Origin of the sequence: Chryseobacterium sp. MA9, from assembly GCF_024399315.1 — a bacterium.
In the GTDB taxonomy this organism is placed as follows: Bacteria; Bacteroidota; Bacteroidia; order Flavobacteriales; family Weeksellaceae; genus Chryseobacterium.
In genome coordinates this window covers 4,212,729-4,235,076 of sequence record NZ_CP075170.1, presented here as the reverse complement: position 1 = coordinate 4,235,076, position 22,348 = coordinate 4,212,729, and the positions used below count along the sequence as shown (strand labels likewise).

At 35.2% G+C, this 22,348-nt stretch carries 20 protein-coding genes; 7 read left to right on the top strand and 13 right to left on the bottom strand.

The features are described from left to right. Positions 1-4: 4 nt before the first annotated feature. Positions 5-673, bottom strand: coding sequence for an HAD family hydrolase (locus tag KIK00_RS19425; protein ID WP_255813928.1), 669 nt, complete (start codon positions 671-673; stop codon positions 5-7). Between the two features lie 627 nt (positions 674-1,300). Here KIK00_RS19425 and fusA point away from each other — a divergent pair. Further along, positions 1,301-3,367 (top strand): elongation factor G, encoded by a 2,067-nt coding sequence (gene fusA / locus KIK00_RS19420; RefSeq protein ID WP_255813927.1) that lies wholly within the window; start codon positions 1,301-1,303, stop codon positions 3,365-3,367. Positions 3,368-3,525: 158 nt separating this feature from the next. Here the strand turns inward: fusA and KIK00_RS19415 are convergent, their stop codons facing one another. Continuing rightward, positions 3,526-5,064 carry a SulP family inorganic anion transporter gene (locus KIK00_RS19415; protein WP_255813926.1) on the bottom strand — a complete coding sequence of 513 codons (1,539 nt, stop codon included), beginning with the start codon at positions 5,062-5,064 and terminating at the stop codon, positions 3,526-3,528. A 624-nt stretch (positions 5,065-5,688) separates the two neighbouring features. Between KIK00_RS19415 and KIK00_RS19410 the strand changes: the two genes are divergently transcribed. Both KIK00_RS19410 and KIK00_RS19405 read left to right on the top strand, forming a co-directional pair. Next, on the top strand, positions 5,689-6,117 hold the full coding sequence (locus KIK00_RS19410) for a transposase (RefSeq protein WP_255813925.1): 429 nt from the start codon (positions 5,689-5,691) through the stop codon (positions 6,115-6,117). An 11-nt stretch (positions 6,118-6,128) separates the two neighbouring features. After that, entirely contained in the window at positions 6,129-6,467 is a 339-nt protein-coding gene (locus KIK00_RS19405) for a helix-turn-helix domain-containing protein (RefSeq protein ID WP_255813924.1), read from the top strand. Positions 6,468-6,901: 434 nt separating this feature from the next. On the opposite strand, the gene KIK00_RS19400 is transcribed toward KIK00_RS19405, so the two are convergent. The 4 genes from KIK00_RS19400 to KIK00_RS19385 form a co-directional block, all read right to left on the bottom strand. Continuing rightward, positions 6,902-7,741: a hypothetical protein gene (locus KIK00_RS19400; protein ID WP_255813923.1), complete on the bottom strand. Its 840-nt coding sequence runs from the start codon at positions 7,739-7,741 to the stop codon at positions 6,902-6,904. Positions 7,742-8,185: 444 nt separating this feature from the next. Next, on the bottom strand, positions 8,186-8,407 hold the full coding sequence (locus tag KIK00_RS19395) for a phosphate ABC transporter substrate-binding protein (RefSeq protein ID WP_255813922.1): 222 nt from the start codon (positions 8,405-8,407) through the stop codon (positions 8,186-8,188). A gap of 342 nt (positions 8,408-8,749) precedes the next feature. Continuing rightward, the gene (locus KIK00_RS19390) at positions 8,750-9,277 is read right to left on the bottom strand and encodes a DUF6584 family protein (protein ID WP_255813921.1); all 528 of its coding nucleotides are present in this window, start codon (positions 9,275-9,277) and stop codon (positions 8,750-8,752) included. Between the two features lie 297 nt (positions 9,278-9,574). Continuing rightward, positions 9,575-11,092 (bottom strand): TROVE domain-containing protein, encoded by a 1,518-nt coding sequence (locus tag KIK00_RS19385; RefSeq protein ID WP_255813920.1) that lies wholly within the window; start codon positions 11,090-11,092, stop codon positions 9,575-9,577. A gap of 364 nt (positions 11,093-11,456) precedes the next feature. Between KIK00_RS19385 and KIK00_RS19380 the strand changes: the two genes are divergently transcribed. Continuing rightward, positions 11,457-11,909 carry a VOC family protein gene (locus KIK00_RS19380; RefSeq protein WP_255813919.1) on the top strand — a complete coding sequence of 151 codons (453 nt, stop codon included), beginning with the start codon at positions 11,457-11,459 and terminating at the stop codon, positions 11,907-11,909. Between the two features lie 134 nt (positions 11,910-12,043). Here KIK00_RS19380 and KIK00_RS19375 read toward each other — a convergent pair whose 3' ends face one another. Then, entirely contained in the window at positions 12,044-13,387 is a 1,344-nt protein-coding gene (locus KIK00_RS19375) for an SWIM zinc finger family protein (RefSeq protein ID WP_255813918.1), read from the bottom strand. Between the two features lie 3 nt (positions 13,388-13,390). After that, positions 13,391-16,087, bottom strand: a complete 2,697-nt coding sequence (locus KIK00_RS19370) for a DUF6493 family protein (protein WP_255813917.1) — start codon at positions 16,085-16,087, stop codon at positions 13,391-13,393. A gap of 505 nt (positions 16,088-16,592) precedes the next feature. On the opposite strand from KIK00_RS19370, the gene KIK00_RS19365 reads away from it, so the two are divergent. Genes KIK00_RS19365 through KIK00_RS19355 form a run of 3 tightly spaced genes read left to right on the top strand, consistent with a single transcriptional unit; the run spans position 16,593 to position 18,266 of the window. After that, entirely contained in the window at positions 16,593-17,018 is a 426-nt protein-coding gene (locus tag KIK00_RS19365; RefSeq protein WP_255813916.1) for a MarR family winged helix-turn-helix transcriptional regulator, read from the top strand. A gap of 4 nt (positions 17,019-17,022) precedes the next feature. Next, positions 17,023-17,361, top strand: a complete 339-nt coding sequence (locus tag KIK00_RS19360; protein WP_255813915.1) for a GIY-YIG nuclease family protein — start codon at positions 17,023-17,025, stop codon at positions 17,359-17,361. Positions 17,362-17,366: 5 nt separating this feature from the next. Then, positions 17,367-18,266 (top strand): alpha/beta fold hydrolase, encoded by a 900-nt coding sequence (locus tag KIK00_RS19355; protein ID WP_255813914.1) that lies wholly within the window; start codon positions 17,367-17,369, stop codon positions 18,264-18,266. Positions 18,267-18,279: 13 nt separating this feature from the next. Here the strand turns inward: KIK00_RS19355 and KIK00_RS19350 are convergent, their stop codons facing one another. From KIK00_RS19350 to KIK00_RS19330, 5 genes are all read right to left on the bottom strand, one after another. Then, complete coding sequence (locus KIK00_RS19350) at positions 18,280-19,311, bottom strand: hypothetical protein (RefSeq protein ID WP_255813913.1); 1,032 nt, start codon at positions 19,309-19,311, stop codon at positions 18,280-18,282. Positions 19,312-19,354: 43 nt separating this feature from the next. Continuing rightward, entirely contained in the window at positions 19,355-19,909 is a 555-nt protein-coding gene (locus KIK00_RS19345; protein WP_255813912.1) for a 3'-5' exonuclease, read from the bottom strand. A 113-nt stretch (positions 19,910-20,022) separates the two neighbouring features. Beyond that, positions 20,023-20,565, bottom strand: a complete 543-nt coding sequence (locus tag KIK00_RS19340; RefSeq protein ID WP_255813911.1) for a 3'-5' exonuclease — start codon at positions 20,563-20,565, stop codon at positions 20,023-20,025. Between the two features lie 108 nt (positions 20,566-20,673). After that, positions 20,674-21,237, bottom strand: coding sequence for a metallophosphoesterase family protein (locus KIK00_RS19335; protein WP_255813910.1), 564 nt, complete (start codon positions 21,235-21,237; stop codon positions 20,674-20,676). A 91-nt stretch (positions 21,238-21,328) separates the two neighbouring features. Further along, entirely contained in the window at positions 21,329-22,345 is a 1,017-nt protein-coding gene (locus KIK00_RS19330) for an RNA ligase, Rnl2 family (RefSeq protein ID WP_255813909.1), read from the bottom strand. Between the last annotated feature and the right edge of the window lie 3 nt (positions 22,346-22,348).

The following is a 22,348-nucleotide window of genomic DNA, read 5'->3' as shown; positions in this document are numbered from 1 at the left end:
ATTTTTAGTGTTTAAGTAAATGTGCACTGAAACCGAAGTTCTTTGCTCCTTCATAATCAGCAAATGGATTGTCTCCGATATGCAGAATCTGATGCATTGGCAAATCCTGATTTTTGATATTATTTTTCACTTCCTGAAAAATAAGCGGATTCGGTTTGGAACAGTTGATTTCATCAGAGTAGATATGGAAATCTATGTACTGATCCAGATTTTCATGAATCAGAAATTTCCGCATTGTTTTTCCTTTGATAAACCCTGTATTACTCAGAATATTAATGGTCTTGCCCTGATTTTTGATATCCTCAAAAAAACTATGGATATTTTCAAAAATCACAACTGGTTTGTATTCCAGAAACAATTCTTCACTCTTGTTGTAAAACTCATTGAGCTTTTCATTAGTCAAAAGTTTTACATCCACGTTCAGAGAACTGAGAATCATCAGATAGATCTCAAAAGTATCTATATTTCCTCCTGTCACTTCATTGATGGTATTGCAAAGATCATCGTAATATTTTACGGTTTTCGCAACTTCTCCTATCGGTTTATCTACGTTGAAAAATGAGGAGAACAGCTCAACTCTTTTTGCTTTAAATTCAGGATGAGATTTGATTAAGGTGAGCCACAGGTCAAAGGAAAAATGACAGTGGTTATGAATGTCGATATCTGTTTTCAATAGGTTTTAAGTTAAAAGTTTTTATTTAGCTTCTTGAAAAAGATTTAAATTTTTTTAATCATCAAAAAGTGTTTACAATACTATTCTTTCCAAAGATAAAATATTTATCATAAAAGCATTACGTTCGTTATCTGTTTTAAGATATTTTTATGAAATTCTACGAATTTGACAGACATACAGAAGGTGATTTATGAAGCGTTTAATATCCATTCACAAAAATTTTTTTTTAAAAATTCTTGGGAAATCAAAAAAAAATTATAATTTCGCAACCGATTAAAAATCAACAATGTCAACAAAAATGATAAATATTATAACTTTAAGCAATCCTGTCAGAGCTGTGTTCTTTGGCAGCACTGAATATTTATCTGAATAGTTCCATAGATCTTTTATACCCAAAAATATTTGAAGACCTGTCTATTCGGATAGGTCTTTTTTGCTGCCCTAATTTCAGACTTTAACAATTCAAAAAAACATCTGTTATTTGTTAAGATCTCTGAAAATTTCACTTTGATACAGAATACAAAAAATGTTTTACCGGCTTTATAAGACCGGAGTGTATTTTGTGCTCATTTTTTCAGAATTTTTTCTATACACAGATCTAAAAATCAAAAATTTAAATCAAACAAAATGAAATACAACACACGAAATATAGGGATCATAGCACACGTAGATGCAGGAAAAACAACGTTGTCGGAACGGCTTCTTTATTACACAGGACTCATTCATAAAATAGGTAATGTAGATGAAGGAAACACCACCATGGATAAAGACATCCAGGAAAGAAACAGAGGGATTACCATTTCATCAGCTGCAGTTTCTACGCAATGGAAAAAAGACAATAAGGTTTATAACATCAACATTATTGATACGCCGGGACACATTGATTTTGCGGTGGAAGTAGAACGCTCTCTAAGAGTTCTGGACAGCGTTGTCGCCGTTTTCTGTGCTTCTTCAGGAGTTCAGCCACAGACTGAAAATGTTTGGTTCCAGGCTGAAAAACATGGAACATCCAAAATATGTTTCATCAATAAAATGGACAGAATTGGAGCAGATTTCTTTGCCGTTCTTCATGAGATAAAAACCAAACTGAATGCTGTTCCTCTGGCTCTTCAGATTCCGATTGGCGCTGAAGTACATTTTGAAGGCGTCATTGATCTTGTCAAAATGAAAGCATTGTACTGGACTGATGAAACCGGAGAAACCATTGTGGAAAAAGAAATTCCTGGCACCTCTATTGCTGAAGCCAATGAATACAGACTGAAATTAATGGAAACTCTTGCAGAAAATGATGAGAAGTTCTTTGAAATTTTTATGGATGCTGAACAAACAGCCACCATTGAAATGATCTCAGAAGCGATACAGAGAGTCTGCAGATCCGGATCAGCTGTTCCTGTTCTTTGTGGCTCTGCTTTTAAGAATAAGGGAATCCAGCCTCTTCTTGATGCTGTGGTAAATTATCTTCCAGCTCCGGATCAGTTAGCTGATCTAAAGGGAAGAGATCCACATACGGAAGAAACAGTAACGTTGGAAAGAAATGAAACTGCTGTTTTTTCAGGGCTTGTCTTCAAAGTTGTGATTGATAAACATATGGGAAGACTGGCTATGCTCCGTGTATATTCCGGAAAAATTAAATCCGGAGATACTTTACTGAATGTAAGAACGGGCGAAAGTTTCAGGATTTCCAGGATTTTACAAATGCAGTCTGACAAAACGTTATCTCTGGAAGAAGCCAAAGCTGGAGATATTGTTGCTTTAACAGGAATAAAAGATGCCAAAACCGGAGATTCTTTATCTTCTTTAGACAAGCCTATATTGCTGGAATCGATTACGATCCCTACTCCTGTTATCAAGGTGGCTATTGAACCGAAAACTAATGGTGACGAGAAATCATTTGGTTTGGTGCTGGCAAAAATCCAGGAAGAAGACCCGTCTTTGGTGGTTGAAAGGGATAAACAGACCGGGGAAACTTTATTGAGTGGACTGGGAGAGCTTCATCTTGAGGTTACTTTGGAAAAAATCCGCCTGAATCACGGTATTGAAGTTAATCAGGGAAAACCTAAAGTTTCTTATCGTGAGATCTTAACGGAAACTAAAGTTCACAGAGAAAAACTGTCCAAGCAAAACGGAGGAAGCGGTCAGTTCGCTGATATTAGTTTTGAAATCGGACCAAGGAATGATAATGAACATGGATTGGAATTCATCAATATGATTAAAGGAGGAATTATTCCCACTGAATTTATTCCTTCTGTGGAAAAAGGATTCAGAGAAGCTATGGAACATGGAGCACTGAAAGGATATCCTTTGGAAAATATGAAGGTCACTCTTCTGGATGGATCTTTCCACGCTCAGGATTCTGCAGCATTTGATTTCGAAATTGCAGCAAGAGAAGGATTCAAAGCGGCGGCAAAAGGATGTAGCCCTAAACTGATGGAACCTATCATGCAGGTAGAGATCCAAAGTATTGAAGAATATACCGGTGCTGTTACTGCGGATATCAACAGAAGAAGAGGAATCATTACTTCTATTGATGAAAGATCAGGAAGAAAGATTTTTGCAGCGGAAGTTCCGTTAGCTTCAACTTTCGGTTACATTTCTGATTTGAGAACGCTTACAAGCGGAAGAGCATCCATCAGCATGAAATTATCACACTACGCTTTAGTGCCTGATTTTATTGCGAATACATTAATAACCTAAACAAGCAAGGACTGTAGATTTTTCTTACAGTCCTTGTGTGGTTTATGGGAAGTTTTATTGTGAATAGTCAATCGTCAATCCGCTACGCTTGTCAATTTTTAAAACTATAAAAATTCACTATTCACTTGAGAAGCAAAATTCACTTATTGACTACTTCCCTATTTTTCCGGCATCACCTTATAAGTTGGATCTTCCTGGATATTAACCTCTACTACAGCTTCTGCATTTTTCAATATTTTCCTACAGTCTTCGCTGAGATGTCGTAAGTGTAATGTCTTATTTTGTTCTTGATAACGTTTAGATAGCTTTCCTAGGGCTTCTATTGCGCTCATATCTACAATACGGCTTTCTTTAAAATCAACCACCACCTGTTCTGGATCATTCATTGGATCAAATTTATCTGTAAATGCCATTACAGAACCGAAAAACAAAGGTCCATATATTTCATAATATTTCACTCCGTTTTCATCAACATGCTTTCTTGCTCTGATTCTTTTAGCATTATCCCACGCAAAAACCAATGCTGAAATGATTACTCCAATCAACACTGCTAAAGCCAGATTATGCAAAATTACAGTAATCAGTGCTACGGTAACCCCTACAAAAATATCCGACTTCGGCATTTTATTAACAATTCTGATAGATACCCACTGAAAAGTACTGATGGCCACCATCATCATCACCCCTACCAAAGCAGCCATAGGAATTTTCTCTATCACAGGAGCTCCACACAGTATAATTATCAAAATAAGCAGAGAGGCTATAATTCCGGATAATCTTGCTCTGGAGCCTGCATTCAGATTCACCAATGTCTGTGCTACCATTGCACAGCCGCCCATTCCGCCAAAAAAACCATTGGTAATATTAGCCAGTCCCTGAGCTACGGATTCTTTATTTGTACTTCCTTTGGTGTTAGTAATTTCATCTACCATTGATAATGTCAGAAGAGATTCAATAAGACCTACTCCGGCCATAATTAAGGCATAAGGGAAAATAATCTGTAAAGTTTCCAGGGAGAAAGGAATTTTTGGGATATGGAAACTTGGAAGATTTCCACTAATATGAGCAATATCTGCTACGGTTTTGGTTGGAATATTAAATCCAAGAACTAAAGCAAAGACAATTATAATTGCTACAAGAGAGGCTGGAACAACTTTTGTGATTTTTGGAAAAAAATAAACGATGGCAATTGTAAGAGCCGTTAAGCCCCCCATGATGTATAAAGGCATTCCCTGCAACCAATTCACCACTCCGCTGCTATCTCTAATTTTGAACTGTTCTACCTGTGCCATAAAAATGATAATAGCCAGTCCGTTCAGAAACCCATACATAACAGGTTGTGGAATAAGTCTTACAAATTTCCCCAGTTTAAAAATTCCTACCAGCATTTGAAGTATTCCGGCAAGCACTACAGTAGCAAAAAGATATTCTATTCCATGAGATTGTATCAGAGCGATCAATACAACGATGGTTGCTCCTGCTCCACCGGAAACCATTCCCGGACGCCCTCCCAAAACGGCCGTTACGAGTCCCATCATAAAGGCTGCATAAAGCCCTGTGAGCGGAGACAAACCGGCAAGGATAGCAAATGAAAGAGATTCAGGAATCATCGTCATTGCTACAGTAAAGCCAGCCAGCAGTTCATTTTTGTAATTGATTTTCTTCGAAAAATCGAATAAGCTTATAGTATTTTTCATTGATTTGCAAAGGTATGGACTGTCCCCATGCTATACAATTTTTTCTTTTTATCATTTTCTATGATGAAACCTATTACTTGTAAGCAATTTACAAATCAGTTTTTATAATATGTTAATTTTAATTAAAATAAGTAAATAAAGCATGATTTTTACATTTCTATCTCTTTTTACTTCTTATTTTTGTTTACATTTGAAAGCGAATAAGCAATTATTTGGTACTAATTAAAAAATTCAACGCGTAAAAAGCTGTATATTAATCTATCTGCAGCTTCAACTCATAGAATTGGTTAAAAACCTTAATAGGTCATATATTATTTTACACAAATGGCAGGAAAAGAAGTTTGAAAGAGAAGAAGAGGAAACCCATTGAAAATAAAGAATATATCTCAAGTACATTAAGGTGATTCCTACCCACCTGTTTTTAAGATATTTGATAAGTTACAGATCCGTTTTTTAAGACTCATCGTCTTATTAAGCGCAATTTAACATTCTTACATCATAATTTCCATTTTCTATCAATTTCAAATTAAAGTGAATTATTTCCTATCACATGAGATAATATATAGATTTTATTTTCGTTTTTTTGATACATAAGTTTAAACAAAAGAATAATATTCAATAAAAATGTTATATAAAGAAATCCATATTGGGAAGTTTATTAAGGAAAGGGTAGATGAAAATGAAATAACAATAGAAAGGATATGCAAATTTTTAGGCAAAGATGAAGGAACGATCGAAGTTATGTATGGCAGCAAATCGATGGATACAGATCTTCTTCTAAGATGGAGCAAATTATTGGAATATGATTTTTTCAGACTTTACAGCTCACATTTGATTTTATATGCTCCTCCTTCTGCCATTAACAAAAACCAGCAGAAGTCCGAAAAAACACCTTATTTCAGGAAAAATATTTACACCCAGGAAATCAAAGATTTTATTATGAAAAGAATTCTTTCCGGTGAAATGACCCAAAGTGAAGTCATTAAAGAATATTCTATTCCTAAAAGCACCCTTCACAGATGGCTTCAGAAGAGCGATAATGTAAACGGATAAACAGATAAGACATGCGTCCCAATTATAAAAAAATTTACCAGGATATGCTTAAGATGGAATATCCTGAAAAACTGAAAGATCCGAAAATCAAAGAACTTCTTGAAAAGCTTCATACCAGTGAGGATGTGCTTAAATTCAATGAGAAGCTGTTCAAGCAGTCCAGAGAAAATCAAAAACTCAAAACATATGACAGGCAGACGATGCTAAAACTGCTGCAGTATCAAAAAAAGCACGGTCATTCCACAAGCTATATGTCAAGAAAATATAAAATAAGCAGAACTACTCTCTCCAAATGGAAACTCATGTTTGAAGAGGAGCTTGTAGGTACAATGAAAAATGCCGGTAAGTAATTTACCGGCATTTTTTAAAGGTAATAATAAGGAAAAAACCGGGCTAAACGTTTGCCGGAGTCGAACCGGATAACCTTGCCGGAGTAACCGGCTTCGCTATTCCTCCCATAGTTATGTTACGATGAATTTTTTCCTAACGACACTTTAGAATGGTAATATTAAGAAGCTGGAAGTGGGATGAAGAAAGGGGTTAAAGTCTGAAAGATCTCTCTGACTTTATAGAAAATTATATACAAAGATGTCTTTCAACGTCCCACTTCCGGCTTCTGATATGAGAAAAACAAGGCTAAAATCGAATAATGTAGTCGTGCTCTAACCAACTGAGCTACTCTTCCTATATAAACTGTGTTTTTTTGTTGTGGAAGAGACGGGATTCGAACCCGTGACCCCGTCGTGATGAGCGAAGTAACATTTTTCTACGGCACTTGTCTGTTTTATTTTTCTTCTTCAGCTATATATGTTTTAACAATAGGATGAACTCTGACATTTTCAGGGTGATAACTTAACCCAAAACCTCTCCATCCGGAAGACCAATAAAGAATAATTTCTTTCAAATAAGGAATATCTTTGGATTCATCATACTTAAAATTTTCATTATTAATTTTTTGCACTTCATCAATAAGTTCAGGGTAGAACCTTTCATCTTCTTCATCATATACATCTGTATAAATATTAAGATGCTCTCTTAACTCATATAGTAAATAAGTTCTGAAATCCCAGCCCAGAATGTTAACATCCGAACCACTAACGCTTACTACAGGATTCCATTTTAAGTTGTCATTGTCTACAACACATGATGAATTCCTAATAGGCAATAATTGCGGAAGCTTTGAAAACCATTCGTCAAATATTTCTTTTTTCCTTTCTAAAGACTTAGGCTTTACTCCCCACGATTTCAGCCAAACATAATTCACACTGATAATATCATCCCACATCCATTTGTAAAAACATTTTATTTGGCGGATAATCTCAACTTCATTTTCAAGCCAATTATAAAAGAAAGTACATTCTTCTGTAACCATTTCTCCTTCATCTTCATATTCAACAATTTCTTTTTTGTCGATAGCATGAAGAACCTTTAGAAATTTTCTATGTTCGGAAGTAAAACTGACCTGATATTTTTGTTCAACCTGATCAATCTGTTCTTCAGAAAGCCCCTGCCATCTGGCGCCGTAAAATCCTTTGGGGCAATTTTCATCATCTACAGACCATAGTTTTTCTGTTTGGTCTTTGACCCAGTATAAAAATTCTGTTAAGTCTTCAGGTATATTCATGGTATTAATAATTTTAAATAAAAAAGAGGCAAGATTCGAAAAGACTTGTACAAGATCATTTCCATGACCTTCTGGAGTCGAACCAAATTAAACCGAAGTAGGCCTTTTCTACGGCACTCTTTTACAAATCAAGGTAATATTTTTCAGAATCTTCCGTGCATTTGCTCTACCTGCTGAGCTACCTCTCCTTTTCGAGGGAAAAGGCAGGATTCGAACCTGCGACCCAATGTTTACTCAATCTCGAAGTATGATTCTAAGACGACACTTGATTTTTATTTTTTTATGCATCTACTCTTTTATAGTATCAGGGTAAAAGCGGCGGAATCTTTTCTTTTTCTTCTGCTCTATCTTTTGAGCTACATTCCGTTTACAACAGGAATGGCAGGAATTGAACCTACATCTGAAGACTTAACTCGAAGTATGACTCCAAAACGACACCTGATATTATTTTTTCCATTGGGTTTTTCTATATTTCTTCCAGTTTCTCTGGAACTTTGTATACGTTGCGTTTACCACTTCATAACCGTGTGGAAAACAGTATGAGCAACCCATATCATATCCGTGCATAATTCTTGAAATCTGTACACCGGAAATTTTCTTTGGAAAGTCAATCAATCCATATTCATTGAATCCAAATCTCTTTCTTAATGTTTTTGTTTTTTTCATAAGTATTGAGTATTAACCTCAATACAGTGCTTCTTTTAGATTTGGTTTATGGTTATTCATCGTTATTAGTTTTCTTTTTTTACAAATTTATATTGTTAGTGCGCATTCTTTTTACGCAGTTCTATTTTTATTAAAAACCAAGCAATTAAATAATAAGAGTAAATGATATTCAATTGGAAGTTGATGATGAAACTCTTATCTACGGCATTGGTTATAGCTACCGGGCAATCTGGTGAAAGACTCTGTCAGTTTAGAATCGAAGAATGTCTTTCTAACGGCACTGGTAATATTAACACTGCAAAATTATATTGTATGTGCGCAATCTTTTTACGTAGTTTATTTTTATTGAGAAAATAATGATGAGATCAATTCCAACAATTTAAAAATTCCTAAAACCGGAAGTAAAATAATAAATCCAATCAATAAAAAGATTCCAATCTTGCTTAGAAAACCTGTATGATGTTCCTGATACTTTTCTTTTTCTCTCGTTTTAGCTTTAAAAACAGGGATTTGTTTGGTCGCTTTGAAGCTATCTTGCTCAAGCTCTATGATTACTTTCTTTGCATGCTCATCAAGCAAATCTTTATCTCCTCTGAAAACAATATCTTTTAAAATTGCATTTCCTGAATTACTTAAAGATTTCCTGTACAACTCTACCGCATTTTCCATTTCATTATTTTCAGGAGCAGACAGAATCCAGAATTTTCCCGCTTCATCAAGAAATCCAGCTTCAAAATAAATCTGTCCTAATCTTTTTCTCAGAGAAATATCATTGGGAAACTGATTGATCATATTTCTCAATCTGTCACATGTCTTTTTCTTTCTGCCTTCTTTGAGATCCTGTTCAATTCTGTACAATAAATTTCCCATAATTTTTAAGCCGTTTATTTTTATTTAAATATTTGTTCGTTTTGCCTTGAAGCAAAAGAACCAAAAATTCAAGACTTGGAAATTCCGGCCAATTGTTTTGAAATTTTCTCTGGATATTTATAATTCAGCATTTTTAGTATATAGTTTAATTCAATAGCCCTGATTGCAACGTCATCCTTTTTCTGAATTGCTTGAAAAAAGCCTTGGTGAAAAAGATATAGTGGAAAGCAGGATTAGCTCCTGAATATATTGATTGTTTTGATGCTTATCAATTATTATTTTTAAAAGCAGTGCCTGTTACAGCACTACTTTTTGAATCATTTCTACGGCTGATTTCTTGTCTTCCAAAGCATTCAGTACATCGAAAATTTTGTCTGACCAGCCAGCTATAAGATGTACATCATTCTTTCTGATATCAAGTGGCTGTCTGCCATAACCTGCCAGATCAAAGATATACAGCTTTGCATTGGGTGCGATCGTTTTGTACCTGTTCCATAGATCTTCAAAAGATTTTCTGTTTCCAGTGCTGTCCCACATCTGAGTATCGGTGAATAGCATTACTTTGTCCACTTTTTCACCTCTTTTGATCAGATCTTCTATAACAAGATAACCATTTGTAGAATATCCTACTTCACCTTCGCGTTTGTAGAATGCATCTACATTTCTTAAAATACCGTTTTTAGGCATTGGAACTCTCAGCCAACGGTCACCGAAGATACCTGTCACCACGTTTTTACATTGTGACTGCAGAATCATAGACATCAGCAAACCGATATCATACAGCAAAATTTTACTTTTATTGGAAACTGCTTTCTGCATAGAACCCGATACATCCGCAGCGATCACTACTGAAGTGTCAAAACCAAAACCTTTGATATTTCTGGCACTTACCACAACAGCATTCTCCAATGCTTCCAATACTGAGGACAGATAAGGAGAATCAATATTTTTTAATTCTCTGTAAGCCGCAAGAAATCGGAATGGGAGTTGTTTTGAATTAGATACAGCTTTTTCATCAGAAAGATATCTGCATACTTTATTCATCGCATCTGGTGATACGCCCGCTTCCAGGATATTTCTCAGGTTCCTCATGGTTGCCATATAACCCAATTTATTGCTGAAGATCAGTTCTTCCCATTTGTTTTTGAAGGCTAACTTTCTTTCTGCATCATTTGCAAATTTCGCCTGACCTAAAACGGAAAGTTCTACTTCCCATGTATAAGGAGTTTCCAATGTGTTATTGGCAATTTTGTTGAAAACAGCCTGTTGGTTTTCATCCTTAGCTTTAGGGTGAATAAGGAAAAGCGCATCTTTCAAGGTCACCTCTGCTTTTCTGTTGTATTTTGCAAACTGGTATTCATCAAATTTATTGAATGATCTCACCAGACCTTTTTGAATCTGTTTTGACAGTTTGTTCAGTTTTTTCGTATCTGTTCTTTTATTCGCAAATTGGTAGTACGCCAGTAATTCTGTGATTTCATCCGCTCTCTGAACAACACCTTCTACCGTTTTACTTATCAGATCCGTACCGGAAACCTGCTTTGCCAATTCGGTAGTTAATACCAATGGAATGGAACGCAGATACATCTCTTTTCTTGCATACACTGCCAGTTTAGCTACAAATTCGGGATCATTTTTTTTGATCAGAGACTGGATTCTTTCCAATCTGTCATTTCCTTTTTCATAATTGGCATCTGACAGTCCTGTTGTAACAACAGCACTATACAATTCTTCTGCAGGTGTCATGGCATATGCTTTTGCACCTTCGTAGTTCAGGACTACTGTAGTTTCTTTTTTTAAAAAATTAAATTTCATGGTTACTGTTTTTTTGTTAAACATGGAGAAGGATTGATACTTCCTCTCTGATTTCTGATGCAAAGTAAAAACAGTATTACGCAATCTTTTTGCGTAGATTTTTTTTTATTTTTTTATTTTTTTATTTTGAAAAGATATGTTTTGAATAAAGCCGGATGAATGAAGTCAGAATTTATTAGGGGGATTCTCTTCATCTACTTTCAAAACAGCTCTCTATTGAATTAACATTGAAAACAAATATTGATATTTAACAACAACCTAATTCCTAATTATAAAATCCTTCTATCATTCATTTTCATTAAAGAAATCATCTCTTATGTGTTTTTCAGAAAGCGTTTTCTAGCTTTGTTCCTAAAATTAAGCTATGATTAAGGGAATATATGAAACTCATGTTCAGGTAAGCAATCTGGAAAATGCGATACAGTTTTATACGGAGGCACTAGGGTTGAAGTTGGCTCATAGAGATGAAAACAGACCTATTGCTTTTTTATGGGTTGGAGAAGGGAAAGAATTTATGTTGGGATTATGGGAGCAGAAGGAAAATCTTCAGACGAGACATTTTGCTTTTTCAAGCAGTAAAGAAGATATTTTAAATTATTCGGTAGAATTTTTGAAAAATAAGGATTTGAAACCTTACAATTTCCTGAAAAACGGAAGTATTGAACCTATGGTATTTGCGTGGATGCCAGCACTAGCTATTTATTTTAATGATCCGGATGGAAACCAACTTGAGTTTATCTCTATTCTTGAAGGGGAAAGTAAACCGGAATTGGGTGTACTTAGCTATGAGGAATGGATGAAGCAGATAAAAAATTGATATAGAAATATTTGTTAGATGCAGACATAATGCAGAGGCGCAAGAAAATCAAAGGCTTTATGAGATCAAAATAGAATCTTTATTAAATAAAATTTCTGCGCCCTTGCGATTGTCACAAAATAATAAAAGCAATTTTAACCGCTTACCAGTTTCTTCACTGCCAGCACGTGCTTACAAGGACCTCTTTCTCCCTGATATTTACTGAACCATTCGCAGGTACAGCGTTCTTTTTCTTCTTCAATGATTACCGTATGATGTACATCAGTTCCTTCTACTCTGGCTTCTGTTCTTTCTTTGTTGTTATTTAAAATTTCTACTTTTCCGCTTTCTATCAGCTTTTCAGCATTTTTTATACGGGGATTGAGACCAATAATACGGCTTAATTTAAAAGGAAGTCTGCGGTAGAAAAATTCATGATCATCAAGATCATAGCCCAGTAACCCCATTGCAGCGAGTCTTCCTGTCATATTATCAGCCTTGCTGAAACTCAGATTTTCCTTCAGAGCAAGGATGACTGGATTAAAAGATTGATTGGCATAGGCATACTTATCCAAAGCATCAATCCACTCATCAGAAACCTCAGAAATAAGGTTTTCCAATACAGCACCTTCTCCTGAGAAACCTCTCCAGCACTCTCTTGACAAAGAGAAGCTGAATCTGATATGTCCCATATAGAGCTGCCATGTCGTAGACTGCATATTAGAATGTGCAAAAACCTGCATACAATCAATATAAGGAAGCAAAGGTTCTAAAAGACGAAGCCTGTGGAGCCCGCCTATACAAACAGCATCCACTGATTTTACCGGAGAAAAAATGGGTTTGTTTCCTCTCACAATCAGATAATAATCCGATTTTATAGTTCCTTTCGGCATTCCCCGGAACAGCTGTTGAGCCTGGATTTTATTAAAAGTATACCTTTTTTCAGATTCTGATAAATAAACCTGAACAGTACCCAGTCCTTTGATCCATTTTGTAGGTAAAGGAACTTTTTTTTCTATTATCTTTTCTTCTTTTTTGTACAGGCCCACTTCTTTCTCACCCACGGAAAGCATAATTTTTTCATTCGGACGGATGCTTCCCAGGGCGGTTATCATAGGCTGATTAAAATCTACATTCGTAGTTCCGTTTTCCAGAAACTCACCTTCCAGACCGTCAGGCAGTATGTCAACTCTTGCGTAGACTCCCGCGCAGTGAGAAAAACCTTCAAAGCGCAGTCTTTGATTTCCGGCTGTTACTATCGGATCTTTGATAAGCGCCATCTGAAACGTAGACAGATTAAAGCTGGATTTCACAATATTGGAAAGTGTAATCAGGCAACGTGCTAAAATAAAAGGCTGCCTGATATTTCCCCAGAAAAAACATGGAGCATCGGTATTTTTATGTACTTCACTGTATTTAGCCAGAAAAAGCTCTTCAAGTGCATCTTTCCTTACTAAAGAGGATGCTCCTGAATAGTTGTAAATAAGCATACCCTCCATGATCTATTTTTTCAGAAGAAGACTGCAGATTTTTTTCAGACTCGAGTTTTCTTTCCAGCTATCTAGTTTTACGATTATCTCTTTATGTGCTTCTGAGTGATTCAAAGCCAATACTTCATGGTAGATTTCCAGAATCTTTTTCAGATTGGTTACCGGTGTTTCCATTTGAAGCAATATATTGGAAATCAATTCTTCCAGAGCAATATTATGGTTCTTACTGACATTCAGCATATGATGCTGCATAAGATCTGTTAATCTTTTAACAGGTGCCCATTCCAGCTTTTCATGCAGACCGATCACTCTTCCTAACCATGCATTATCCATCGTTTGGGAAGAAACGTGTTCCAGCCAAATTTCAGCTGCTGTACCACGGATCGTCTTATCGCTGTCAAGGAAAATAGTTCCTAAGAACAGATATCCAATTTCATCCAAAGGTTTTTTAACCTGATAAAGTGCATTTGCTGTATTCAAAACAAGACTTCTTTCATAGACTTCGGCAATTCCTGAAAAGAAAAGACAGTGTTTGATTACTTTCGCCAAAGCATTTGCCGGAGTATTCGGAAAGCACAGCATCAAAGCAGGAATTTCGGAAAGTTCTTTCTGTTCGGCAACGAAATATTCCACGAATAAAGGTTCTCTCCTTTTTACAAGATGATATTTCGGAATAATAATCTTCAGCTCTACAGGATAGTATGAGTTTTTCTTATTATCAATAGTTTTCCATTTGTAGGCCCCTGAAAAGAATTCTACAGGAATATCATCATACCCGAAGCTGCTGAATTCTTCAAACACGATTTCCGGCGAACGGGTAATTCCTGCAGTCATCCACCATGAAGGGTGTTCAAATTTTCCTTCCGGCTTAGCATTTTTGCCAAAGAAGAAAAGTAACAGTTCTTTATATTCTCCTTTTAATCTTCTTTCAACTTCTATGACAGCTTCTGAAGTATTGTCTAAAGCACAACGCTGCAATGCCAGCTGAATATCCAGATGATGAGGTTCAATATTATTATTCTGATAGCTCTCCAGTCTTTCCACCAGTGTAACAGGGGAAATCCAGCATGGAGCATGGGTAACCGGAAACAATAACGGGATTTTATCTCCTGATTTTATTTTTTCATAAGCATGGATAGCTAGCTCCTTAAAAGCTATTCTGGCAGGACAATCTGCCCCCACATTTTCAATCGGCCCCAATTTTTTCTGATAATTGGAGTAAGATTCTCTTGCTGTTTCCTCTTCCTTGGTCTTATGGTAAATTTTTTCCAGGTTTTTAAGCTGAATCGGATATTTTTCCAGTAAATCCAAGCCATAATTGATAATAGCATTGCACAATAAAACATTCAGATAGGGAACTTCCCACTTCGCAATTGTTTTACAGGCTTTCAAAAATACCGGTTCTATTAATTTCACAGACTCAGCATTTACATCACCGGCAAAACGGATAAATCCAGTCAAAGCAATATCACAATGCTGGCTGTATGGATCATCCATGGCCAAAGGAAGATAAAACATCAGATCTTCAAAGTTTTGAAGTACTTTCACGGCATTTTCCTCTGTAGTCAGGGATAATTTTTTCGAAGCTATTGCTTCCAGCTCTGGTTGTGTTTCTTCAATATATTTTATCAGAAGAGGACGTACATTCGTCAGTATATTATCTGAATAATGGGAAAGAGCCTCTATGATATTTTCTGAAGCTGGAATATACTTAAGGATGATCTTCGCAGCTTTTGACTGTACGCCATCATCTTTGCTGACAAATGCCGTACTTAAAGCCATTCCCAGCATTTCAGGATCTATTTTTTTTCTCTGGAATATTTTTTCGGTCAGTACCAGACTGGAAACCACCACTGTTTTTACTTCCGAACTCAGTAGATTCGGAAGGTAATGGGAAAATTCATCATTTTTAAAATCAGGAACTCCCACAATTTTTTTCAAATGTGACAATATGGTATTCACGGCTTTTGACTGTGAGGAAGCCAGCCCTGCAAGCAATTCATCCTGCAGTTCAGTCAGTTCTTCTTCAGTTGGTTTTAATGAAGTAAATGCATCCATAAACCAGCCTGTGACATTTTTATTAAAATTTCTGTTGGAAGCCAGAAGGCATTCTTTCAAAAATCTTTTTCTTTCAATCTTTTTTTCTGTAATTAACTTCTGAACGATAGGAAACCATTCTTTACGGAAGGGTAAAGATTTGGAAGGATATTCACATAAATACCAAAAGTGTGTATTAAGTGTTTCCGGGTGGCGGTCCAGTTCAGCAGGATAATTGCTCAGATGATGTCCAAGCAGTTCCGGTTTGGGTTTTACATAACCTTTTTCTGTCCATCCTAAAATATCTTTATAGTTAAATGCTGTAAATTCAGCTTCTACGGATTCATTGATAAAATCTGAAAACCATTCCGGGCAGCCCCACTCCAGAATCTGTTCGGTCTGTTCTGCATTACGGAAAAGACTCCAGTAATTTTTACCGAAATTCTTTTTGTCCATGCAGACAAATGAAGCAATATCAATAATGGAATGTTGATTCACAGATCCTGCTGTATGGTAGGAGTTTTTAGTCATCACAATTTTACTGATCTCCCTATCCATTTTCTTTATAGATGGCACCAGTGTTTTCCTTTCTTCATTACTAAGCTCTTTTAAAAAAGGGATAATCTCATGTATCTTTTCCTCATTAAGGATCTCATAAAGTCTTTCTTTCATGTGCTTCTAATTTGATGTATAAATTTGTTTCAGGTTATTGAGCAACGACTTCTTTTTTATCTTTGGTGTAAGCTTTTTAAGAAAAGAAACTATCTCCTTTATTTTATAGTTTAAATATTTTCTCTTAAAACCCTCATCAATAAGCATAAATTCATTCTTATCAGCTAAAATAAAAAAAAATGACTGACAGACAGTAAATTATCCCATTAAAGTGAATTTTTTAACAAAATATTAAGTTAATAAAACAACTAATATCCTCATTTTAACATCATATAAACAATTCTCTGTTTAAAGATATATTATTAAAAAAGTTGTTAAAGACTCTCTACCCTGATATTTACACATTATTTGGTGTCTTATTTTTAGAATTTGTAATATCTTATAATAAAACCATTATATAGGACAGATACGTTAATTTTATTTAAAATATAAAAAGCAGGATTGCAATTCATTAAATTTTATATATTTGTAAAATAAAAATACTTTACAACTCAAATACTTTTCAATGATAAGCACTGAATTATTATTTTTAATAAACATCAATAAATTGCAGTCTGTAATTTCCAGAAAATTCGATTCCCTGAGCGTTCATGGTCTGGGATTCAATGACTTTGTTATTCTTTATATTCTGAATTCTTCTTCTGAGAGCAGGATGCGAAGAATAGACCTTGCTGAAAAAATAGGTCTTACGGCGTCTGGAGTAACACGATTACTGAACCCACTGGAAAAAATAGGATTGGTAACCAGGGAAACCAATGAAAGAGATGCCCGCGTGAGCTATGTGGTCATTACACCTAGTGGCAAAAAGATATTTGAAGAGGCTAAATTAAGTGCAGAGCATCTTACCAAAGATATTATTCCTTCTAAAAAGAGTAAATCTTTAAAAACAGTAACCGAATTTCTATTTGATTTAGGAGGAAATATACAATGAAAGCATGAAAAATACATTAAAAAAACAGCTTAGGAAAAAAGCAAAGGATCATAAAACAACAATGGGAGCTCTTGCTGTTACGAATACTTTGAATGGAAAAAAGTTTATACAGGCTTCTTTAAATCTTGAAGCGCTGGTGAATAAAATGAAGTTCCTTTTAAACGGCGGATCGTTTACCCATGCACAATTACAGAAGGAATGGACTGAATATGGAAGTGATGTTTTTACTTTTGAATTTGCATTGATTGTCCCTGATCAGAATAATGAATATATCAACTATCGTCTGGAGATACAGAAAGCTGAGCAGAAAGTAATCTCAGAAAGTAACACAGAATTGTATTAATTTCTATGAAAACGATTCGCATAAAAGGTATAGACTTATGTTACGAAATTTTTGGTGAAGGAAATTCCAAAAATATAGTCCTAATCTCAGGATTAGGAAGCCAGATGATCCGATGGGATAGCAAATTTTGTGATCTTCTGGTGAAAAGAGGCTTCAAAGTGGTTCGTTTTGATAACAGGGATTCAGGAAGTTCTGTTTATAATACAAAGAATGAAATTCCTTTTGATAAAGGGATTGAACAAACCTTCGCTACATTGAGTAAGGAAAGTATCCCCTATTCATTGATGGATATGACGAATGATGTTATTGGTTTACTGGATTACTTAAAAATTGAGAAAGCCCATATTGGAGGACGTTCTATGGGAGGAATTATTGCACAGCTTTTAGGTTCATATTATCCGGAAAGAGTTTTATCATTAACGATCATCATGTCTACCTCTTTGAATCCTACTCTTCCCAAGCCAGATCCTGAAGTGATGGCTATGATGACCAAAGTGTCTGCAGATCCTTTTCTTCATAGAGAAGAGTATTTTGAAGAGAAACTTCATTTTGCAGAAAAAATATCAGGTTCAAAATATCTGTTTGATCCGAATCAGGAAAAGGTTTTGATTGAAGAAGAGCTTCATCGTTCCAGAACAAAAAATGGCATCATTCGCCAGCTTATGGCTATGGGCTCTTTTCAGTATGATCCTAACATGTTGAAAAAAATAACTGCTCCGGCTTTGATTATTCATGGAACAGATGATCTGATCTTTCATCCTGAATGTGGAAAAGATATTGCGGATTCAATTCCGGGTTCTGAGTTTGTGCTCATTGAGGGAATGGGTCATTCTATTCCTGAGGAATTACATAATACAATCAGTGAAAGTATTGTCAGTAATATCAACAAAAAGCTCCCATATTAAAGGGAGCCTTTTACTATTCATCCTGTAAAATTTGTAAAATATGAATTGCCTTATCTTCATTATTGGCAAAATAAAGTTTCAGCTCTTCGTACATAAAGTTCTTAATTTCTGTCTGTACTTTCGGAGTTCCAAGCTTCCATCTTGTTGAACCCAAAAATGTAAGTTCTCCTTGTACAGAAGCATAAAGCAACAGGTATTTTTTAAGTCTTGTTGTACTTATATTTAATTTCATATTTCTCTTTACGGCTTCTTCTTTCAAAGACATCTTGAATCCTTGTATAATTCCATCCAGTAAAGATCCCCCCAGAAAGGTTTCTTGATAATTTGCATATATCTTGATTTTAGGTTTAAAGATCTGATTATCTGCAAAGGCAAATGCTACTGAATATGAATATTCTGTTTTTTTCAGAAAATTCAATGTAAAAAAAAAATCATACCGCAATCTCTTTTCCACTTCATAATTTATGATCTCTGCTAAACCATTTGGGTAATGAAAAATATTGATCTGTTGTTCATCTTTAGATTCATCAATACTTTTTATTTTCATATTTGAATCCAAAAAGGAAAATCTTCTGAATAAATCATTCAAAATTTGGTAACTCAATATCAAATCTTTAAAAATATTTTGATCAGGAATGAAATCAATCGTCCAACTGCAGCTCTCTTCATCATTAATATAATTGATGCTGTCCAAAACGTCAAAGTTTCCTTTTTCTGATTGTAATACAGATAAACCATTAATCTCAATCGTAGAACACTCTGTCAGTGCAATAATACCAGCCAATGATAAATAAAATGGTTCTTCTTGATACTGATGAATCTTCTTTATGATTTCTGTATTAAAAAGCGTTTCTTTATAACTAGTCCATTTCATAACCAGTCTATTATCTCTTTTCAGGATAAAAGTAATATCATAGATATGTGCTCTGATAAAATCTTTAATGAAATAGCTTATTAATTCATTATAGCCAAAATGGTTCAGAAAACCGACATACATTGCAGGACGCATTCTCATGTGCTCCAGGATATTATATTTTTCAGTCATTTATTAATATTCAAGATATTTAAATATATGAATTTTAAGGGTTTCACAAGGACTTTTGAAGGCACCAATGCAGAATCTTTGCAATGTTTTTGGCGTCATCCACTCCTCTGTGGTGCGTACCTTCCAGCTTAAGGCCCAATTCACCCAAAGCTCTGTTCATCCCGACACTTTTCCTGATGGTAGGATGAATTTCTCCAAATAATGTTTTCACATTGATGTGGTCATCACTCATAGGATAATCTGTGTAGAATCTTCTTGCCTGGTTCTGAAGTATATTCAGGTCATAGTTTCCGTAGCTGGCCCAAGTCAGTTCTTCTGAATCATATTCTGCTCTCAGAATATCGAAAGCATCATCCAGCATGATTCCTTCATTATCCAGCATATTTTGGGTAAGAGTAGTAAGTTCCGTACAGAATGGGCTTACTTTTGAATACTGGGGCTTTACAAGAATGCCTTCATTTTTAGAGATCCTACCTGTCTTTGCATTCATGATGCAAACACCAATTTCGATGATCTCACTTTCCTGCCCTCTAGGCGGTCGGTTTTCCCAACATGTTGCTTCGAGGTCTACTATTAATATATTTTCTGTTGTTTTCACTTGTTTAAAACTTAATTGTTAAAGGGTGGAAGATTGATTTGGCAAGAGGGAAGTTTTTACAGTTTCTAATTTACTTTCAGCCTCCAGCTTCAGTCTTCCAGCCTAATTACTATTTACAGAATCTTACTTAAAATTCTGGCTGTATTGTAAGCATCATCTGCTCCGCTGTGATGTGTACCTTCAAAATCCATATTCAGATAATTGAGAGCTCTTTTAAGACCTATTGATTTATACAGTCCGAAATGTCTTTTAAATTCATACATCACATTCAGATAATTTTCTGAAAAAGGATTTTTTATACCGAGCCAATCACATTGTTCTATGATCTGCTCTCCGTCGAAGTTTCCATATCCTGCCCAGGTAAGCGGTGCAGAATGGTACTGATCCCTAATCATTTCACAGGCTTCCTCAAAATAGATTCCTTTTTCTTCTATCAGCTGTGGGGTAATTCCGGTCAGTTTTGTGCAGAATCTGTTGATTTCTGATCTTTCGGGAATTACATAAATACTTTGTTTTTGGGAAATTGCTTTTGATGTTAAGCTTAATTTGCAAATCCCTATTTCTATAATATCGACCTTCTGCCCGATGGGAATTCTGTCGTTTTCCCAGCACGTAGCTTCCAGATCGATGATAATAATCTCATTGGTTGTTTTCATTGTTATTGTAAAATGTACTATATAAAAAGTAAAATGTATGATGAGGGCTATTCAATACTAAATGAAGTTTCATTTTTACTTTTTCTACATTTAATCATTACTCATTGTTTAATTTCTAGGAGCAAATGGAGGTGTCCATTTTTTCCTTTTCATAATTTCTTTGACTTCCTCGTAGGAAACCGGATAAAAGTTGTGGCAGTCTACTCCAACATCAAAACTGAGTGCCATCTCATCATCCGGCAAGGTTCCGTGTGAATGACCGTATAATTGCCAGACACCGCGGTGTGAGCCATTCCAGGTACGCATAGCGTAGTGGAAAAGGATGATTTTCTGTTTACCGTTATTTTGATCCGGTTCATCAATTTTCAGTTCATGGTAATCTCTGATGGAAGCAAACCGCTTGGGATAAGTTAAAGCAGCTCCTTCGTGATTGCCTTTGATCAGATGGATATTACCATTTAACCTGTCTAAAATTTCCTTTGTAAAATCCGGTTTTCCTAAACTCATATCTCCTAAATGGTAAACTGTGTCACCAGGTTGAATTTTCTCGTTCCATCTTTTGATGAGTTCTTCATTCATATGATCCAGAGATTCGAAAGGTCTTTCTGAAAATTTTATAATATTCTCATGACCAAAATGATGGTCTGCTGTAAAAAATATATTGGGTTTCATTTTTTTAATTGTTTGAATGTTACCGTAAAAATCATATTACTTTACGGTTAAGGTTATACATAAAAAAGTTTCGGTAAAAAAATCACCGAAACTACACTTTAAGAGTCATCAACTCTTCTTTTATAAAATCAATTGCTAAAGAATTCAATTTTTTATTGATCCTTTTCTGCTCGTCTTTTTCAATAGCTGTGAAAGCTGCCGGAAAGTCTTTTTGAAAATCCTCTAAAATATCCTGTGAAAAAAGACCAATTACCTTACCTATCATTTTAGGTTCGAATTCGCCGATTTTGCTTACCACATTATTTAATCTGTTGGCTGTAGCATATTTTTGGATTTCTTCCCATATTCCCTGAGCTTTTTCACTGAAATGGACCTGCTTCTGAACAGTTTTACCTTCCTTTTTAACCATTTTGGACTTTTCTACCCATTTTTCATTCTTATTTTTCAGAATGATTCTGGCACCGTTTCCAAAATATTTGGTTTTTAAAGTTTTCACAATGGTACCTTCACACATATTGTTCTCCAATTCAGGTAATCCCAACCAAGCCGGAATTTTTGAATTGAAAACATTGGGAAATTTCAAAGCTTCTTCCAGAGTTCCCTGAAACAAAATTTTAGCATAGAAAAATCCTGTCTCTTCAAAAATCTGATTGACAACTTCTGTATCCAAATAGGTAATTCCATTCAGTTTGATATCGAAAGCGTAAAATTCGTTGTAAGGGGCATATTCAATACCTTTCTGTACTTTTACAGCATCTTTTACGGGTTCCACTTCATTATGTTTGTAACCGCCACCGAACAATTCACCGTAGATTACTACAGTTTTTACATCCGGGTAAATGGCTTTCACTTTTTGAAACACTTCTATTACATTTTTTCTGTAGCGTTCCAAAATCTGATGTGCATTGAAAAATTTCTCATCTTTTTCGATGAAAGCAGTTCTCTTCGCGATTTTAATTTCCTTTCCGTCGGTAAAGAAAGAGAAATTAGCTCCGTGAACTTTTTCCTGTACTATGAAAACCTCGTCCCCAAAACCCTGCATCCTGATCTGTTCGATCACGCGGGCCTGGTAAGCATTTTCTATAGAGTTATATGTTTTGAAAATCATTTT

What these genes read in the sequence shown, in the direction of transcription:
- KIK00_RS19335 (WP_255813910.1), bottom strand. Translation starts at nt 21,237, where the DNA reads ATGAAACCCAATATATTTTTTACAGCAGACCATCATTTTGGTCATGAG.
- KIK00_RS19360 (WP_255813915.1), top strand. Translation starts at nt 17,023, where the DNA reads ATGAAAAATACATTAAAAAAACAGCTTAGGAAAAAAGCAAAGGATCAT.
- KIK00_RS19405 (WP_255813924.1), top strand. Translation starts at nt 6,129, where the DNA reads ATGCGTCCCAATTATAAAAAAATTTACCAGGATATGCTTAAGATGGAA.
- KIK00_RS19355 (WP_255813914.1), top strand. Translation starts at nt 17,367, where the DNA reads ATGAAAACGATTCGCATAAAAGGTATAGACTTATGTTACGAAATTTTT.
- KIK00_RS19415 (WP_255813926.1), bottom strand. Translation starts at nt 5,064, where the DNA reads ATGAAAAATACTATAAGCTTATTCGATTTTTCGAAGAAAATCAATTAC.
- KIK00_RS19390 (WP_255813921.1), bottom strand. Translation starts at nt 9,277, where the DNA reads ATGGGAAATTTATTGTACAGAATTGAACAGGATCTCAAAGAAGGCAGA.
- KIK00_RS19375 (WP_255813918.1), bottom strand. Translation starts at nt 13,387, where the DNA reads ATGGAGGGTATGCTTATTTACAACTATTCAGGAGCATCCTCTTTAGTA.
- KIK00_RS19370 (WP_255813917.1), bottom strand. Translation starts at nt 16,087, where the DNA reads ATGAAAGAAAGACTTTATGAGATCCTTAATGAGGAAAAGATACATGAG.
- KIK00_RS19350 (WP_255813913.1), bottom strand. Translation starts at nt 19,311, where the DNA reads ATGACTGAAAAATATAATATCCTGGAGCACATGAGAATGCGTCCTGCA.
- KIK00_RS19340 (WP_255813911.1), bottom strand. Translation starts at nt 20,565, where the DNA reads ATGAAAACAACCAATGAGATTATTATCATCGATCTGGAAGCTACGTGC.
- KIK00_RS19410 (WP_255813925.1), top strand. Translation starts at nt 5,689, where the DNA reads ATGTTATATAAAGAAATCCATATTGGGAAGTTTATTAAGGAAAGGGTA.
- KIK00_RS19400 (WP_255813923.1), bottom strand. Translation starts at nt 7,741, where the DNA reads ATGAATATACCTGAAGACTTAACAGAATTTTTATACTGGGTCAAAGAC.
- KIK00_RS19385 (WP_255813920.1), bottom strand. Translation starts at nt 11,092, where the DNA reads ATGAAATTTAATTTTTTAAAAAAAGAAACTACAGTAGTCCTGAACTAC.
- KIK00_RS19365 (WP_255813916.1), top strand. Translation starts at nt 16,593, where the DNA reads ATGATAAGCACTGAATTATTATTTTTAATAAACATCAATAAATTGCAG.
- fusA (WP_255813927.1), top strand. Translation starts at nt 1,301, where the DNA reads ATGAAATACAACACACGAAATATAGGGATCATAGCACACGTAGATGCA.
- KIK00_RS19330 (WP_255813909.1), bottom strand. Translation starts at nt 22,345, where the DNA reads ATGATTTTCAAAACATATAACTCTATAGAAAATGCTTACCAGGCCCGC.
- KIK00_RS19380 (WP_255813919.1), top strand. Translation starts at nt 11,457, where the DNA reads ATGATTAAGGGAATATATGAAACTCATGTTCAGGTAAGCAATCTGGAA.
- KIK00_RS19395 (WP_255813922.1), bottom strand. Translation starts at nt 8,407, where the DNA reads ATGAAAAAAACAAAAACATTAAGAAAGAGATTTGGATTCAATGAATAT.